The 16,123-nt window shown below is 68.0% G+C and carries 19 protein-coding genes; 13 read left to right on the forward strand and 6 right to left on the reverse strand.

Going from position 1 to position 16,123, the window contains the following annotated elements; genetic code table 11:
* Positions 1-85 precede the first annotated feature (85 nt).
* The 3 genes from ACFY2B_RS36985 to ACFY2B_RS36995 all read left to right on the forward strand — a co-directional run bounded on the left by ACFY2B_RS36985 (position 86) and on the right by ACFY2B_RS36995 (position 3,074).
* Complete coding sequence (locus ACFY2B_RS36985) at positions 86-541, forward strand: hypothetical protein (protein WP_390767427.1); 456 nt, start codon at positions 86-88, stop codon at positions 539-541.
* Between the two features lie 446 nt (positions 542-987).
* Complete coding sequence (locus ACFY2B_RS36990) at positions 988-1,926, forward strand: hypothetical protein (protein WP_390767428.1); 939 nt, start codon at positions 988-990, stop codon at positions 1,924-1,926.
* Positions 1,927-2,111: 185 nt separating this feature from the next.
* Positions 2,112-3,074 carry a hypothetical protein gene (locus tag ACFY2B_RS36995; protein ID WP_390767429.1) on the forward strand — a complete coding sequence of 321 codons (963 nt, stop codon included), beginning with the start codon at positions 2,112-2,114 and terminating at the stop codon, positions 3,072-3,074.
* 208 nt (positions 3,075-3,282) lie between these two features.
* Here the strand turns inward: ACFY2B_RS36995 and ACFY2B_RS37000 are convergent, their stop codons facing one another.
* A complete protein-coding gene (locus ACFY2B_RS37000; RefSeq protein ID WP_390767430.1) occupies positions 3,283-4,593 on the reverse strand; it encodes a Twin-arginine translocation pathway signal in 1,311 nt (436 codons plus the stop codon).
* 403 nt (positions 4,594-4,996) lie between these two features.
* Between ACFY2B_RS37000 and ACFY2B_RS37005 the strand changes: the two genes are divergently transcribed.
* From ACFY2B_RS37005 to ACFY2B_RS37045, 9 genes are read left to right on the forward strand one after another with little or no spacing between them, the layout of a single operon-like run.
* Positions 4,997-5,407: a 6-pyruvoyl tetrahydropterin synthase family protein gene (locus tag ACFY2B_RS37005; protein ID WP_390767431.1), complete on the forward strand. Its 411-nt coding sequence runs from the start codon at positions 4,997-4,999 to the stop codon at positions 5,405-5,407.
* Positions 5,404-6,150: a 7-carboxy-7-deazaguanine synthase QueE gene (locus ACFY2B_RS37010; protein ID WP_390767432.1), complete on the forward strand. Its 747-nt coding sequence runs from the start codon at positions 5,404-5,406 to the stop codon at positions 6,148-6,150. Before ACFY2B_RS37005 ends, ACFY2B_RS37010 begins: the two co-directional genes overlap by 4 nt.
* Positions 6,151-6,206: 56 nt before the next feature.
* Positions 6,207-6,836, forward strand: a complete 630-nt coding sequence (folE, locus tag ACFY2B_RS37015) for a GTP cyclohydrolase I (RefSeq protein WP_390767433.1) — start codon at positions 6,207-6,209, stop codon at positions 6,834-6,836.
* Positions 6,833-7,660: a hypothetical protein gene (locus tag ACFY2B_RS37020; RefSeq protein ID WP_390767434.1), complete on the forward strand. Its 828-nt coding sequence runs from the start codon at positions 6,833-6,835 to the stop codon at positions 7,658-7,660. The genes folE and ACFY2B_RS37020 overlap by 4 nt, the downstream gene beginning before the upstream one ends.
* A complete protein-coding gene (locus ACFY2B_RS37025) occupies positions 7,657-8,736 on the forward strand; it encodes a hypothetical protein (RefSeq protein ID WP_390767435.1) in 1,080 nt (359 codons plus the stop codon). Before ACFY2B_RS37020 ends, ACFY2B_RS37025 begins: the two co-directional genes overlap by 4 nt.
* Positions 8,733-9,422, forward strand: coding sequence for a dTMP kinase (locus tag ACFY2B_RS37030; protein WP_390767436.1), 690 nt, complete (start codon positions 8,733-8,735; stop codon positions 9,420-9,422). Before ACFY2B_RS37025 ends, ACFY2B_RS37030 begins: the two co-directional genes overlap by 4 nt.
* A 36-nt stretch (positions 9,423-9,458) precedes the next feature.
* Positions 9,459-10,388, forward strand: a complete 930-nt coding sequence (locus ACFY2B_RS37035; RefSeq protein WP_390767437.1) for a DUF2797 domain-containing protein — start codon at positions 9,459-9,461, stop codon at positions 10,386-10,388.
* A gap of 59 nt (positions 10,389-10,447) precedes the next feature.
* Positions 10,448-11,293 (forward strand): class I SAM-dependent methyltransferase, encoded by an 846-nt coding sequence (locus ACFY2B_RS37040; RefSeq protein ID WP_390767438.1) that lies wholly within the window; start codon positions 10,448-10,450, stop codon positions 11,291-11,293.
* Positions 11,290-11,835, forward strand: a complete 546-nt coding sequence (locus ACFY2B_RS37045) for an NUDIX domain-containing protein (protein WP_390767439.1) — start codon at positions 11,290-11,292, stop codon at positions 11,833-11,835. The genes ACFY2B_RS37040 and ACFY2B_RS37045 overlap by 4 nt, the downstream gene beginning before the upstream one ends.
* A 20-nt stretch (positions 11,836-11,855) precedes the next feature.
* On the opposite strand, the gene ACFY2B_RS37050 is transcribed toward ACFY2B_RS37045, so the two are convergent.
* Both ACFY2B_RS37050 and ACFY2B_RS37055 read right to left on the reverse strand, forming a co-directional pair.
* A complete protein-coding gene (locus ACFY2B_RS37050; protein WP_390767440.1) occupies positions 11,856-12,386 on the reverse strand; it encodes an NUDIX domain-containing protein in 531 nt (176 codons plus the stop codon).
* Between the two features lie 121 nt (positions 12,387-12,507).
* Positions 12,508-13,206, reverse strand: coding sequence for a hypothetical protein (locus ACFY2B_RS37055; RefSeq protein ID WP_390767441.1), 699 nt, complete (start codon positions 13,204-13,206; stop codon positions 12,508-12,510).
* An 82-nt stretch (positions 13,207-13,288) separates the two neighbouring features.
* On the opposite strand from ACFY2B_RS37055, the gene ACFY2B_RS37060 reads away from it, so the two are divergent.
* Positions 13,289-13,738, forward strand: coding sequence for a hypothetical protein (locus tag ACFY2B_RS37060; protein WP_390767442.1), 450 nt, complete (start codon positions 13,289-13,291; stop codon positions 13,736-13,738).
* 250 nt (positions 13,739-13,988) lie between these two features.
* Here ACFY2B_RS37060 and ACFY2B_RS37065 read toward each other — a convergent pair whose 3' ends face one another.
* From ACFY2B_RS37065 to ACFY2B_RS37075, 3 genes are all read right to left on the reverse strand, one after another.
* Positions 13,989-15,245 (reverse strand): MFS transporter, encoded by a 1,257-nt coding sequence (locus ACFY2B_RS37065; protein ID WP_390767443.1) that lies wholly within the window; start codon positions 15,243-15,245, stop codon positions 13,989-13,991.
* Positions 15,236-15,736 carry a MarR family winged helix-turn-helix transcriptional regulator gene (locus ACFY2B_RS37070; protein ID WP_390767444.1) on the reverse strand — a complete coding sequence of 167 codons (501 nt, stop codon included), beginning with the start codon at positions 15,734-15,736 and terminating at the stop codon, positions 15,236-15,238. The genes ACFY2B_RS37065 and ACFY2B_RS37070 overlap by 10 nt, the downstream gene beginning before the upstream one ends.
* 66 nt (positions 15,737-15,802) lie before the next feature.
* Positions 15,803-16,045, reverse strand: coding sequence for a hypothetical protein (locus tag ACFY2B_RS37075; protein ID WP_390767445.1), 243 nt, complete (start codon positions 16,043-16,045; stop codon positions 15,803-15,805).
* Between the last annotated feature and the right edge of the window lie 78 nt (positions 16,046-16,123).

The raw sequence follows: 16,123 nt of genomic DNA on the forward strand, positions 1-16,123 counted from the left end.
CGAGACAACTGCCTCTGATGGGGTGAATCTCGCCCCATCAGAGGACGGCTCTCCTAGGGTTTCGCCTGGCGGCCAAGGGTTGTCAGTGCGTGAAGCACAAGTACTACAGTTCATCAAGACCTACAGTGACGAGCAAGGTTACGCACCCTCACTTCGCAATATTGCTGATGCGGTCGGGGTAACCAGCACGTCCACTGTCGCAAATCAGATCAGAAATCTGAAAAAGAAGGGCCGGATCACGCACCATCCACTCCGGTCTCGCACCTACCAAGTGGTGCCCGATTCCAAAACCCCTGACACGACACAAGACGAACCCAAAATTCCGCTGTGCAGCCTCCTAGTAACCAACAGCAGTACCGAAGAGACGCCAAGTACGGTTTTCGTTCTCCAGGTCATGCTCGCTCCCGCCGTCGGCAACGCTCTACTCAATGGCGCTTTGCTGACCGTGCAGCAAAGCCCACCGCCCGGTCCCGATGCCCCAACCAGAATCGACCACGCCACACTCCTCGGCCAGGTAGTAGCCGTCACACACCCTCTGTAGCTGGTCCGTGACGAGATCCGACGCGTGCTCAGGCGTTCATCCTGCGGCTGCGGCTGCGGCTGCGGCCGGGCCTGCTGGGCCTGGTACTCACCAGCGGACATCCCTAACAGGAGGATCATGTCTCCCCGCAAGCGCCTCATCCGAGTCGCCAGTTGCAATATCGAACTGCGCCTGCGGGCAGGGGCCGCAGGATGACTCAGGCCGCGCAGACAGAACTGCCTACCAAACATCTGCAATCTCGTCAGCCCGAACCGCCTCCACCCCGAAAAGGTGCTAACCGCGGGGCCGAAATGGCGATACTTTACCAGTCGGGCGGATACCGAATGGATCAACTGGAAGAACTATACGACCTTTGTGTTCCGAGGGTCCGCTCCGTACTCCTGGACCAGGGCGTAGAGATACGGAAGGGCGACCGGTCACCCTTGCCCGATCCAGTGACGGTCACTATGGCGCTCCTTTACAACCTGGGACTCAGTATCGCTCGCGTCGGCTGGCTGTGCGGTTACAGATACGGAACAGCGCGAAAGACGCTGCTCGATGCGGGTGTCCAACTTCGCGGTCCTGGCGGCAGCAAGCAGATCGACGTGCCCCGTCTCGTCAGGCTGTACGAGAGCAACCTGAGTATCGAGGCGGTTGGCCAGTTGTACGGAATCTCCTTTGGAACGGCGCGAGACCGGCTTCTCGATGCGGGAGTAACCCTGCGACCGGTAGGTGTGAACGTGACCAGGCGAAGCGTCCCTGCATTTGCATCTCCCGCAAATCCACTGCCCGGCAATGCTGTCACACTGCTTCATCGGCAAGGTTACAAAAATCATCACATCATTCAGCTGACTGGTCGATCAACGGAATTCGTTCACCGCCAGCTCACAGCAGCCGGACTGAACGCCCGTGTCACAGCGGACCGACTGAATATCAACACTGAGCAGCTGATCGCGGTATACCGATGCACTGCCTCAAGCGTTGTCACAGGGGCGGTGCTGCGTGTCAGCGCTGATACGGTCCTGGCGCGGCTCCGCGAGGAGGGCGTGAAGCTTCTTGACGCGCCGGCCCCTGACGCCGTGCCTGTACGACTGCCGGAACAAATGCCATGGCAGTACCGAGACCAGGAAATTCTCGCGCACGCTGCTCAGGGCAAGAGCGCTGCCCAGATCGCAGCCGCTGTGGAGGCGCCGGCCGCTGAGATCCTCGACGTCATTCGTGTCTACCGACATAGAGACCGCGTCACGGCCGAGGTCCTCCGCCGCCGTGATCAGGGGGAGAGCGCGGGAGTCATTGCCGTACGGATGGGACTGCGTGTCGACCGTGTCCGAAGTCTGCTGTCCCGGTATGCGACCCGCAAAAGCTCTCGTGTCAACCACTCAAGCGCAGCCCACGGTGCCCGTTGACGACTGCCACACGGCCATTTGACGGCAGCAGGCAAGCCGGGCGAATGCAACTTGACGTGTGGCCGAATACCGACGGCGGCACCCACCGAGGTCCCGGAGAGAAACGCGTCGCAGGCAGCAGGACCCTCTGATGTCGATTCTCCAGGACCTTCGTGGACTACATGTCGCATCGCAGACTCTGTTCGATGCCGTCGGCGACCCGTCCTCGACGAGCGGGTTCTGGACTTCTGCCGACGTCCCACACGCCTGCGGACGCCGAGTTCATCAGCGAAAGACGAATTCTAATGATTCATAATGGTTTCTTCGCAACAACCGGGGAGCTTTCCGGTGAAGGCCGCCCCAGCGAAGACCGCATCGCGCAGACCCCAGGAGCGGTTATCGTCCTGGACGGCGTCTCCACGGTCACCGACGACGAGCCCCGTGGAGGCTGGTACGCAGAGACACTCAGCAACTGTGTGGCCTCACTGCTCGCCGCCGGCCCGGACGCCGACCTCAGGCAGGTGCTCGAACAGGCCATCTCCCGGATCGTCCAGGAGCACGGGCTGGTCGCGGGGACGTCCCCCGCTGCCACCATCGCCATCGTGCGGCTTTACGGCGACACGGTCGACGCGCTAGTCCTGGCAGACACTCCCGTCATCGCCCGCACCGTCACCAGATCCCTCGATGAGGTACGCGACGACCGGCTCGCCCGGTTGATCGCCGGGCGCCCGGAGTACGCCGAGTGCCGTCGGCGACTGCGGGCCGGTCATGGCTTTACGGAGCTGGAACACCGTGCCCTGCTCCAGGAACTCCGCGCCCACCAGCTGCGTCACCTCAACAACGGTGCTCCGAACGGGTACTGGGTTGCCGAGGCGGTCCCCGAGGCGGCCCGTCACGCGGTGGTGCGCTCATGGCCAGTTGCGGGCATCACCGACATCCTCGTGATGACGGACGGCGCGAGTGCCGGCGTCGAGGAGTACGGGCTCTATCCCACGTGGAACGACCTGGCTCATGCCTGTCGCACCGACGGGCCCGACAAGGTGGTGCGCTTCATCCATGACGCGGAGACGGAGGATTCCGACGGCCGACACTGGCCCCGTTACAAGATCCACGACGACAAGACGCTCGCCTACCTCCGATTCGCACCCGCCACCGGCTGGTCCGCATGAGCTGCTTCTGGCTCGCACCTGCACGATCACCCGGGAGTGTCAGCGTGACCAGCGCTGCCACCAGCGACGCAGTGGAAAAGGAGAAGCGGTGATCACCAAGTCACGGAATTCACATAAGCGGGTTCTCCCGCAGTACCTGCCTCTTGGCACCCTGACCGTGATCAATAGCAACCCGGCACTGATGCCCCGTGTCTGGTGTGTTGGACGGCTACGCCGCTGTTCCGTCGGCACGGATCGGGGCTGGGAGGGTGCGCAGGCGTTCGGTCAGCTCGGTAGCCGAGCTGACCGCCGAGGCATCAAGCAGTCGTCCGAGTCTCGTCAGACGGTCGCGGGCGGTCGCCCGGAGCCGTGGTGGGGGGATCAGGTCGAGTACGCCCAGTGCACGGGTGGCTGCCTGGTCCGGAGCGTCGCGAGCCTCCGCAAGCGCAAGGACGAGGGTGGCGGCCACCCACCCCGGCGTCTCGGCGGGCGCAGCGTCGATGGATTCAAGGGCGACAGCGGCGGCCCGGTCGAAGCGTTCGAGGGTCAGGTGAGCCTCGGCGACGTGAAGGCGGTGCTCGGCGCGGTCGTATCCGAAACGTCCAGGCAGTTCGACGCCCGTGCGCATGATCGCGTCACTCTCGTTGACGACATCGTCTGCCTCCGCGGTTCGGCCTGTGGCAGCGAGTGCAGGCAGCAGAGCCCATCCCAGGAGTTGCGCACGCCGCAAGCCTTGGGGCGCGTGCTGGAGTCCGTACTCGGCGTGTCCTCGGGCGTGCTCCCAGTCCTCGCGTGCGGTGGCGACCATGGCCAGCGCCCCGCTGGCCCAAGCGGTGAGCGACGGCTCGCGGGTGGACTCGCCGAGCGCGCCGGCCAGAGTGAGATGGGTTCGGGATCCGGCGCGGTCGTCCAGGTGGTAGGCCAAGTTGCCGAGAAGCGCCGACAGCCAGCCGACCTGTCGGCGAAGGCCCTCCGCGATCTCGCGGTCCGCTCCCGCCACCGCTGTGGAGAGCAGGTTGCGCGTCTCGCGGACCTCTTCCAGCAAGACCGCCGGCGGGTGCTTGCTGTAGTTGAGGGCGTAGTGCTCCACGGCCGCCTCGGCCAGGGCAACGAGGGCGGCCGAGCCGTCCGGCGCCTCCAGGACAGCCCACTGCACGGATTCGCGGATGGCAGGCAGCCCACTGGCGGTCGTCATGGATCCCCTTCGACTGGAATTCGTCTCCTCGTGCTGGAACTGACCGTAGTGCAGTGGCGGCGGGGACGCGCAGGTGCTGCACCACAGGCAGCGTGTCTCCAGGGCGAGCTGGTCGGGGCGCGCCCCGTACGCCCGCGAGATCATCAGCCGGTACTCGTCCCCGGGCTCCTCCTGCCCATGCTCGTACCGGCACAGCATGGCCGGCGTCAGCCCTGGCGGCAGCAGCCCGTCGGATCGGTAGACGGCGGCCACCTCGCGGATCGCCTGGGGCCGCGACCACCCCAGCGCCAGACGCCACGCCTCCAGAGCCGTCAGCTCCGGCAACGCCGACCGGAGGGCGGTCACGATCCGTTCCTGCGTGTGCCCGTCGCGCTGGCACTGAGCGCGGATCCGAGATGCCTCCCTCTGGATCTCCGCGCGACGGCTTCGAGTAACCCTGCCCATTGCCCGGCCCTCCGCCGCTCGGCCAAGTCCCTGAGCCGTCCAGGCCGACGAGGCCCTCGGACGGACATTGCGCAGACCCGTCAATGTTCCTACACAACAACGGCAATGACGGATAGTCAGTCACGAATGCATCGTGATGAGTGGTGTCCACCGTGCTCTGAGCGGCCCTCTGGTCCACCCGTCTGCTCTGGTCTTGGAACGAGGTACGAGCGTCCAGGCCGTCAGGGCTCGCGCCCGGCGGCCGACCCGATGCCATCCCTCTGGCGGCCATAACCGCCTCGTCCGCAACTCGCGAAGGAAGGTCATGGATTTCAGTTCCGTTCCGCTGCCGCGCGGAGCCTTCACCATCGGCAAGAAGTTCGGCTTCGAGGCCGGTCACCGGCTTACCGGGCTCCCGGCCGATCACAAGTGCGCCCGTCAGCACGGGCACAGCTACGAGGTCGAGGTCAGGCTGGCCGCTCCCACCCTGGAGAAGCCCGGCTTCGTCACGGACTTCGGTGACCTCGCCCCGTTCAAGCGATTCCTGGACACCGAGCTCGACCACCGCAACCTGCACGAGATCCTCCCCTTCGAGCCGACCTCGGAGCGCCTGGCCCAGTTCCTGGCCGGCTGGTTCATCCAGAACCTCCAGCCGAAGATCCAGGGCCGCCTCGTCGCCGTCCTCGTCCGCGAGACGGCGAACAGCTGGGCCCGTTTCAACGTGGAGGCGCAGTGACCACCCCCGAGCCGGTCAGCAGCAGCCTGACGGCAGGCGATGCCACGCGCCGACTGATCGTCGCGGAGCGCTTCGGCGTCGAGGTGCCGACCTTCCAGGGCGAGGGCCCGAGTTGCGGACACCCCGCTCTGTTCATCCGCCTGTCCCGGTGCAACTTGACCTGTACCAGGTGCGACACGAAGTACACCTGGGACTGGTCCCGGTTCGACCCGCGCAAGGAGTCGACGAAGCAGACGGTGGCCGACCTCGTGGCCTGGGCCACGTCCTCGCCGGTGGAGCTCGTCGTGATCACCGGCGGGGAGCCGCTGCTCCAGCAGGCACGTCTGGTGCCGCTTGTCGAGCAACTGCTGGCCGCCGGGAAGCGGGTGGAGTTCGAGACGAACGGCACCGTCACGCCGGTGCCCGGGCTGGTGGTCGACGGGGTTCGTTTCAACGTCTCGCCCAAGCTCTCCAGCTTCGGCATGGACGAGGCCAAGAGCGTGGTGCCCGCCGCGTTGGAGGCGTTCGTGGTGTCCGGGCGGGCGGCGTTCAAGTTCGTCGCGTCCTCGGCGGCCGACCTCGACCGCATCTCCGAGCTGACCGACACCCACCGGCTCGCGCCGGTGTGGGTAATGCCCGAGGGCACCACCGCAGAAGCGATCACCGCCACGACCCGGGTCCTGGCGGACACGGTCGCAGCACGACGCTGGCACTTCACCACCCGACTTCACGTGCTCGCCTTCGCGGATGCCCGAGGCCGCTGACCACACGCGCCACCACGCCCCATCCGTTCCCCAGTCCCCGGAAACGAGAGACGCCCATGACGACCTCTATCGCCAGCCCGGCAGCGGCGCCGACCGCCGCCGTCTCCGGGCCCGCCGCGGTCATCGACACCGGCCGGGTCGCCGGCCTGATCCGCCAGCTCCTGGTCGAGCTGGGTGAGGACCCCGCCCGCGAGGGGCTGGCCGGCACTCCGGACCGTGTCGCGTCCTGGTGGAAAGCCTTCCTGTCCCCGGACGGCGCCGCAACGGCCACCTGCTTCACCGAGTCCCAGCTGAGCGATCAGCTGGTCGTCGTGAGCGGCATGAGCGTGTGGTCGCTCTGCGAGCACCACATGCTGCCCATGAACTTACAGGTCACGGCCGGATACGTGCCGGACAGCGAGGTGGTGGGCCTGTCGAAGTTCGGGCGGATCGCCCAGCAATTCGCTGGCCGACTGCAGGTCCAGGAACGCTTCACCCGCCAGGTCGCCGAATACCTCAACGGCCTGATCGGACACGAGAACATCGCCGTCGCCGTGCGCGGCGTACACCTGTGCATGAGCATGCGTGGCGTACGGATGGAGGAGGCCCGCACCACCACGGTGCACTCGGGCGGGCGCTTCGGAACCGACCCCGTCCTTTCCCAGCAGTTCCTCACCGTCACCACCGGGCTGTGGGGGGCTCCGTGATCACCACCGCGGGCATCGACTTCTCCGTCATCGCTCCGCCTGCCTACCTGGAGAACTTCGTCGCCCAGGAGCCGGCCCGCGTCCACCACGTGGCCGCCCAGCACGTGCTGTCCGACGAGATCTACCGGTCCTTCTTCGCTCGCGAGGCCGAGCGAGGCGCCGAGATCATCGTCGACAACGGGCTCTTCGACTTCGGCTACGCCCTGTCGGCGGAAAGCCTCCTCGAAGCCGCGCTGGCGGTGTCCGCGAGGGAGATCATCCTGCCGGACGTCATGCGGGACGGAGCCGCGACCCTGAAGGCGAGCGAGAAGGCCGCGCGCGAGATCCGGGAGCTGTCCGGCGATGCATTCCGGCTGTGCGCGGTGCTGCACGCCGCGGACGATGACGAGTGGCTGCGCACCTACGACGCCTTCGTGACCAGCGACTGGGCCGGGGCCATCGCCCTGCCGGCCTCGCGTCGACCGGATCCCGACGAACAGCTGTGCCGCACCCGCTGGTTGGCAACCGCCTACCTGCAGGACCACGGCATGGTCGACGATCTGCTCGTCTACCGGCTGCTCGGTCTGGGCCGCACCGGGCACCTGGAGCTGATCGAGCAGCGCGAGCACGAGTGGATCTCCTCCGTGGACGGCGCGGCCCCGGTCATTCTCGGCGCGATGGGCATCGCCCTGCTGCCCGAAGGGCCGTACGAGAAGCCCTCCACGCCCCGGATCGAGCAGCTCGGCCCGATCCCCGAAGACCGGTTCGCCCTCATCCGGAAGAACATCTGCGTCGTCCGCGCGGCGGCCGGCAGCACCGTGACGGTCGCCGAGGAGCACCGATGACCCCCTTACTGGCCGACCCCGCCCCCGGGCTCCTGCGCGCCGCCCCGATCGACCCGGCCGGGCACACCATGACCCACGCGAGGCTGCTGCGCTACCTGGAGATCAAGGTCCACCACCTCATCCAGGACCAGGACTGGGACAGCATCCGCGTCATCGGCGGCTACGACCGCACGGCGGTGGTCTCCCGGTACGAGAAGACCGGGAAGCTGTTCAACATCGAGCGGCCCACCGCAGAGATCCACGGCCGTGACCTCGTCGTCAAGGCGTTCCCCGGGGCCGACTACGTCCAGCACTACGCCCTGATCATCGCCACGTACCTGGCCATGACCGGCCGCCCGGCCGGCACCGTCACCTATCAGCCGCCCGAGCAGGAGGAGTGCCGAACGGCGCTCAACGCGCTCGACCTGGAACTGGACGGCGACCTGGTGATCGTCGGCTGGGGCCTTCAGTACCTCGCTCCCGAGAACGGAGTGTGGACCCGCGGACCTGGCTACGCCTGGCAGCGCACCGAAGTCGCCGACCGTCGCGTGGTCTACCTCGGTTTCCCCCACAGCATCTGGGGGGACGTGGCCGGGCGGGTCGTCGCGCGCCTTGCCGAACTCGGCGCCGGCGACGTCGTCTACGTCGGCAAGGTCGGCTCGCTAACCCCCGGCATCGAACCGAACGCCTGGCTGGCGACCGGCAACACCAGCCTGGTACGCGGGGCGATGGTGAGCTGGGACGACTTCTTCGGCGACTACGCCGCCGCCCAGGGCGGGGTGCACAGCGGCCTGCACGTCTCCTCCCCGTCGATCCTGCTGGAGAACCGCGACTGGCTGGTCCAGCACACCGCCTCGTACGCCTTCGTCGACCCGGAGATCGGCCCCATGGGGGCGGCGGCGCGCCAGGCGGGGATCAAATTCGGTTACCTCCACGTCATTTCCAACAACCTCGCCACCCACTATCCCGCCGACCTGTCCAATGAGCGTCACAGCGACGTCCTGCGCCAGCGCGCCGTCCTGGTGGATCGCATCCGCACCATCATCACCGGCCGCCTGACCGCCAGCCCGACCCACACCCTGGGAGAATCCCGATGACGGCGAACGCGCCGACCACCACCGCCGGGAAGCTGATCACCTTCGTCGGCGGTGACGGGGCCGGCAAGTCCACCCTCGCCGCCCGCCTGCACCAGGCCCTGAACGACGCCGGCTACACGGCGGTCCTCATCGGCAAGCACAGCACCGACGTCCCCCAGGACCCGGAGCTGTCCACCTACCTCGACCGCCTCAACGAGCTGGTCTACCGGCGCGACGCCCGCGTCGCCCAGGCATGCGGCGACCACTACTGGCTGCTGGCCCTGGCCTCCTGGTACACCCTGCAGGACCGGCTCGTCATCCAGCCAGCCCTCGCCGCGGGCACCCACGTGATCCTCGACAACGCGCACCACAAGATCCTCGCCCGGTACACGGTCAACCCCGAGGTCTCCCCTGGCCTGATCGAGCAGGTCTTCGCACACCTGACGAAGCCGGACCTGGTGTTCTTCCTGAACATCGGAGCCCGCGAGGCTCTCGTCCGCAAGGGCTCGTTCACTTCCCTGGAGGCCGGCCACGCTGGCGGCGGTGACGAGGATTTCATCCGCTACCAGGACACCGTCCTGCACCAGATGCGCGAACAGGCGGAGCGCGGCGAATGGCTGACGCTGGACGTGGCCCAGTTGGAGCGCGACCAAGTCTTCAAGGCCGCCTCCGCTGCCCTGGCCAACCGTCTGCACCTGACCGTCTGACCCGGCTCTCTCGCCCCGATCGACAAGGAACGCACCATGGACCAGGCCCTGCCCGCGAGCGGGACATACGTCTGTCACGGCATCACCTGGGCGAGTGGAGACCCCCGTCTTCTGCTCGCCCCCGTGACCGGCGGACCGCTCGTCTACGCCCCGGTCACGGGCAGGCGCCTGGGCTACCAGGTGAGCGGTACCGGCCGGTGGTGCACCGGCCGGTACCGGTTCGCCGACCGCGTCCGCGTCCAGGCAGTCGCCTGCCCTGACCGGGCCCCGGCCGATACCGGCGGCCAGTGCGCGGCGTGCGCCGACCGGGACGACTTCCGTTTCGCCCACCGGTTCCATTCCGGCGCGCACGTTCCCGACGCCCTGGCGGCGTACATGGCCCAGCCGCACTGGCTGTACCTGGCGACGTTCGCCGACGGCACGACCAAGGTCGGCACCGCGGCCGAACCCCGTAAGCGCTCCCGCCTCGACGAGCAGGGTGCCCTGATCGCCACCTACCTCGCCCGGAGTCCTGACGGCCGTGCCGTGCGGTTCCTGGAGGATGCCCTTACCCGCCGCCTCGGCCTGACGCAGACCGTGCGAGCCGCAGCCAAGCTGACGGCGCTCGCCGAGCTGCGCGACCTCGCCTCGGCCCGCGCCGCCCACCAGCAGCACCTCGACCGGGTCACCGAGGCCCTGAGCGGCCTGAACGTCCCGGCTACGCCGGAGCCGTGGGCGCCGCCCGGCGAAGGCGACCTGCTGCGGGCGCCGGGGACCGAGCGCGCCTTGTACCCGCACGATCCACGCTCCGGTGAGCACGGGCTGACGGTGCTCTCCTGCCTCGGCTCCCAGGTCCTCACCTCTCTCGACGGCGACGGTGAACAACTGCCCTATCTGCTCGACCTCGGCGCCCTCAAGGGCCGGCGCATCGTCTTCGGCGCTCAGTTCGCCTCACCGCCCGCCGCCGTACAGTCCGCGCTCTTTTGACCTGTTCGAAAGCCCGGCCTGGACTGCCGGGCCGCCCTGAGAAGCGAGGCCACAGCAACATGGCACCCCAGGACGCCATCCTCGGCTGGGACGAGGACAGCAACGCCGAGGCATACGCCGCCTTCACCCGCGCCCACCCCATGTACGACGTGACCAGCCGCGACCTCGCCCGCCGAGGCCATCTGGCGAACGCCAGCCTGGTGGTCGACTTGTGCGGCGGCGCCGGAGCGACCGCCCGCGCGATCCTCGACCTGGTCCCGGCCCGAGCCCGGGTCGTCTCCGTTGACAGCGCCGCCGCGATGCAGCGTGTCGGCCGCCGCACCCTGATCGACACCCGCCTGGCCTGGACCACCTCCCCGGCCGAACGGCTCGCCGACCACTTCTACGCCAGCAGCGTCGACGCCGTGGTGTGCAACTCCGCCATCTGGAAGACCGATACCGCCGCAGTGCTCTCGGCCGTCGCTCACATTCTGCGCCCAGGCGGGCACTTCGCCTTCAACATCGGCGGCGGCTTCGCCGGCGTCCGGCACCCCGACGAACTGTCCGTCCGCACCGGGCCTTCCCTGAACGCCCTCATCCGCCAAGTCGCTGCTGCCGCCCACGGGTACACCCCGCCGCCGAAGGACGCGGACAGGCAGCCGAAGCTGCCGCTGGAGACGGTCACCGAGCAGCTGACCGCAGCCGGGCTGACGGTCGTCGGCACAGAGGTCACTGCCCAGCACAGCACCATGGCCGAGAAGAAGGCGTGGCTGTCCATCCCCGTCTTCGCGCGGCCCGAAGGCGACTTCACCTACGCCCAGCGGATGCAGATCCTCGACGCCGCCTACGCCATGACCACCCCCGACGCCCCGGCCGTGACGAGCTGGCTCGTCGTCGTCACCCAACGGCCGGAGGCCGCCGCATGACTCCGGCCGCCCTGGCGCCCCGCGGCAGGGTCCGCCTCTGTGACCATGCAAGCGTCGGGGTAATGATCTCCTCCCCGAGCGGCCTCCTGGTGTTCGAGCGGGCTACCCCTCCTGCCGGAATCGCCCCGGTCGCTGGCCACGTCGACGAGCAGGGCGGCCCCGAGCAGACCGCCCGCGACGAGGTCACCGAAGAGGTCGGTCTCACCGTCACCCACCTGCATCTGTTGCTGGACCAGTGGAGGCCCAACCGCTGCCGCCGCACGCCCAGTGGTCCGGTCGGCCACCACTGGTGGATCTTCCAGGCCGAGGTTTCCGGGGCGCTGTGCGCCTCGCCCCGGGAGGTCCGCGCCCCTCGATGGATCCACCCCAACCAGCTGCAGCAGCACGCGCTGAGGACCGCCGCGTACGCCAACGGGTGCCTCGACCGTGAGGAGTTCGAGCGCGAGCCCGGCCTGGAGCCGGTGTGGTGCCGTTTCCTACACGACCTTGAGCTCGTCACCCTGTCCTCAGCCGACCTCGACCGGATCGAGGCCGTCCTGTGAACGGCGGCCAGGGGCCTACCTCAGCGGGAGCCGACCGCCCGGCCGGCTGCCAGGCGGCGAGCGTGCGCACGGATCCGCTCGCAGTCCTCGGGGAAGACGCTGTCCCAGCCCATGTCCAGACGGAACCATGCCGCCGGCTGGTTCTGCTCCCCGGCGAGCGGTACGTCGCGTCCGGCGACCGCGGCATAGGACAGGCCCAGCGTCGGGGACCAGTCGGCACGGTAGGAACGCACCGCCACGGCTGCAGGCTCGGGCAGCAGCTCGCTGCGCAGGCCGGTCTCCTCCAGCAGCTCTCGTGCCGCTGCCGCACGCGGCGCCTCGCCCGGCTCCACCTTGCCGCCAGGCGGCACCCATCCGCGCACGCGGTGCTTGACCAGCAGGACGTGCTCGAAAGCAGGGTCGGTGACCCACACCTCGGCCGCCAGCGGCTCCATCGGATGCCGGCGGGCTTCCTCCAGCCAGGCCCGTGCACCGTCGAACTCCCATGCGGCGAGGCGGGCATCCGCAACAGCCTCGTCCAAGATCACCTGAGCGACTTCACCATGACTCACCCGTCCCACCCTAGGCCGACGAACCGGCCGGACGTCGCAGCGACGAGCAGGCAGCCATCCGGGGGTGTCCGGCCGACCCGGTGGCCCCTTCGGGCTGCAGGGCAATCACCCGTGGCGCCCGCTACACACGAAGGAGTCCACCGTGCACGATGAGCAGCCCTCGGACCGAGAAGCCTGGGTCGTCCTCGGCGGCGTCCACCTCCTCAACCGCACCGCGCCACGGCGACCAGACGAGCCGATCGTGCTCGTACGGGTGCCACCACAGGAGGTGTGCCGGCCAGCCACCACTGTGATCGTCCGCTGGAACGCGCTGGGACCCTGCCCGGCCGAAGCACTGCACCCCGGCGGCACCCGGCTCGGGGCGGCCAGGATCGACGGCGCCGAACTGTTCCCCGACGCCATCGCCGGCCCCGCCCTGCGCGGCCTGGTCGGCACTGAAGCCGCCCCCGGCCTGGTGCCGCTGTGCTACCTGGCCGAACACCCCGGCGGCGGCTACCACGGGTACCCGCAGATCCGCTTCCACCCCGAGGACGCCTGCTTCGTCCGCACCACCCGAGAACCAGTCGGCCATGGCCCGGCCGGGGAACTGCGCTGGCTCGAGCCCGTGCTGACGGCGCACGCCGAGTCGAGCACGGCGCTCAACAACCACCTGCGGTACTTCCGCAAGCACTTCTCCGGTACCGAGCTGGAGTTCAAGTACACCCTCGACCCGGCACCGGACATCTGGTCCGCGTCCATGGAACTGCTCAAGGCACTGCGCGACGGCAAGCTGGAAGGCTGCCGTCCGGAGTACCAGGAAGAGTTTCAGATCCCCCCACACCGAGAACCATCTGTTCGATGTCACCGGCCCCGAGTCCGAGATCGGTTACGCCTCCTTCATCCCCACCGTCACCGCCGGGCACGTGCTCAAGCGGAAGTGGTTCACCGAGGACGCCTTCGCCCGCCGCGAGGAACTCACCCCTGGCCTCGACATCACTCCCAACCGCTTCGAGGCGTTCCTGCGCGAAGACCTGGGCCTCCAGGTCCGGGCCATGCCGCCCTTCCAGCGCGTCCGTTACGACATCCAGTGCGAGTCGCTGCGCACCGGACACGTCTACGGCATCTTCCTCGACCGCTGCGCCCTCCTGGCGGCCCCCGATGTGGAGCTCTCCCAGTGCGAGCTGGAGTACCTCCGCTCGCGCAGCATCCTCGACCACGACCAGGACGAGGTCCTCATCGAGATGAAGCGGATCGACAGCTGGCTCTGCGAGTACCTCGCCAGTCACGGCTGGGCGGCCGAGCACACCTTCTACTCCAAGCGCAGCTTCCTTCGCGACGCCATCGCCCTCCGCCCGGACCTCGCCACGCCATGACCAACCAGGCGGCCTCCGGCAATCCCCCGCGGGAGGTACCGCAACCCACATGAGTGATCGAACACAGCATCACAGCCCGCCCCACCCGACTGTGACTTCGCGCGCGGTAGATGGCCAGCGGCGGGCAGTGAAGCGAAGGTCATCGCGTCGTGACGAGTCGTAGTTGGCCATTTTGACGACCGATAGTTGGCCAGCCGGGATGTCGAAGGGTCATTCCCGCCAGGCGTTTGTCTTGTCGCTCCGGACAGGCTCATGGGCTGGCCGACGCCGTATGTGCAGAGGAGGACACGGAGGAACTGCGCAGATCTGCCGTCGTGGCGCCCACCACGGCCACGGCGCCGAGGCAGAGCAGGCCACCGCTGATGAGGGCTGTTGCTCCCGAGGTGGCATCTGCCACGAGGCCGCCGCGCATGTTGCCGATGTCGGGCCCGGCTTGCCCGACGATCTGTTCAGCTGCACTGACGCGGCCAAGTAGCTCGTGCGGGGTGTGCATCTGGACGACCGTGCTCCGGGAGACGACGGAGACGGTGTCGGCGGCGCCGGCTATGACGAGGAAGGCCAAACCGATCCATCGGTTGGGTGAAATGCCGAACAGTGTCAACGCTGCGCCCCAGGTGACGGAACCGCTGAGCATCGCCAGGCCGGGGCGGGGGAACCGGGTGAAGGTTCCGGAGAAGAGTGACGCTGCAACGCCGCCGACAGCGATGGCTGTGAGGAATAGTCCGAGGGTGCGTGGGTTGCCGTCGAACCGTTCGGCGTTGATCAAGGGAAACAGGCTGATGGGCATCGACAGCACGGTGGTGGCCAGGTCTGTGAGCAGGGCCCCGCGAATGACGGGGGTGCGGCCCAAGAAGGCCAGGCCGTCCAGCACCCCCCGCAGGCCGGGCCGTGCAGGCTCATCTCCCGGGGTCATCTGGGGCAGGCCGAAGGCACCGTAGAACCCGGCGACGAACGTCAAGGCGTCGATCAGATAGCAGGCGCCGACTCCCAGCCCGCCCACGATCAATCCGCCGAGTGCGGGACCAAGCAGCATGGCGCCCTGGAAGGCGATTCGTCGCAACGCCAGTCCTGCGGCCAGTTGCTGCTTGGGCAGGAGGTGCGGGATGAAGGTGCGCGAGGCCGGGCCGCCGCCTGCGACGAAGCACGACTGAAGTGCGACGAGCCCCAGCACGCCGGCGGCAGGAACGTGCCCGAGGACGCCCTGCAGTGCGAGCAGGAGCGAACACACGGCCTGTCCGCTGGTCGTGAGCAGGTAGAACTTCCGGCGGTCCACCCGGTCGACGAGCGATCCGGCGAACAGTCCGAGCGCGATGAGCGGAACCGCCTGGGCCAGCCCGACGGCACCCGTCCAGGTGGGGCTCCTCGTCATCTGCCAGACCTGGAACATGACGGCGACGAGCGTCATCTGGCTGCCGAAACCGGACAGGGTCTGGCCGATCCACAACCGCCGGAACGGCGGTGACGACCGTAAGGGAGTCACGTCGATCAGCGTGCGCTTCAGCCCCATGCAGGATCCTCCGCCAGCTTCTCGGCGATCCGGTCGTGGAAGCCCTTGCGCTCCAGAGCCCGCTCGATATCGGTGACGACCTGGGAGAGCGGGTAGGGAATCTCGGCTTCCAGGTCAGCGACGGCGGCCTCGGTGGCCCGCCATTCCGCCGCCAGGCGAACCACGACGCGGCGGGCCTTGTCAGTGAGCGTCACCTTCCTGGTGCGTGCGTCCTCGCCCACGACGGTCTGAACCCAGCCGGCCGTGCGCATCGCGGCGACCTTCTGGCTGAGTGCCGAATGTGTGCGCTGCACCGACTCGGCCAGTTCCGCGATGGTCACGGGTCCGCAGGCGTGAAGCCGGAGCAACTCCATCACAAAGCTGGGCTTGAGCCCCTCAATCTGTTGCTCGGAGTAGATCCGGGCGATGTCGGCGTCCATGGACGCCTGCAATAGACGCAGGGGCCGCCAGAGGCTCTGCTGCGTCGGGTCGAGCGCGGGGGTGTCGGCCATGCTGCGTATCGTAACAGCACTTATATAAGCGCTGTTGTTTTTTGCTCACGGCTCTCGATGGGAACCTCAAACACTTGTCTGGTCGCTGTCGATCGTGCTGGCGAGTTGGTCGGCGTACTCCGTCAGCAGCAACTTGAGCTGGGCGTAATGGGTGTTCGGTCTCAGGGTGGCGAGGCTGTTGGCGATCGATCCCCAGTGTCTGCGGTGCCGTAGCTGGGGCGGCAGGGCGGGGATGAGAGGGGCAAGCGCGCGTTCGCTGCCGGTGACGCGCGACCAGATGTCGGCGTACGACCTTAGAGGATGTCTCATGTGGTGATGCGGTGAGTTGGGGCATCATTGCTGCTTGTGGGTGTCGATCTGTCGCAGCGGCTGGTTCCTGACGGTCTG

This window comes from Streptomyces sp. NPDC001270 (assembly GCF_042896695.1).
GTDB lineage: Bacteria > Actinomycetota > Actinomycetes > Streptomycetales > Streptomycetaceae > Streptomyces.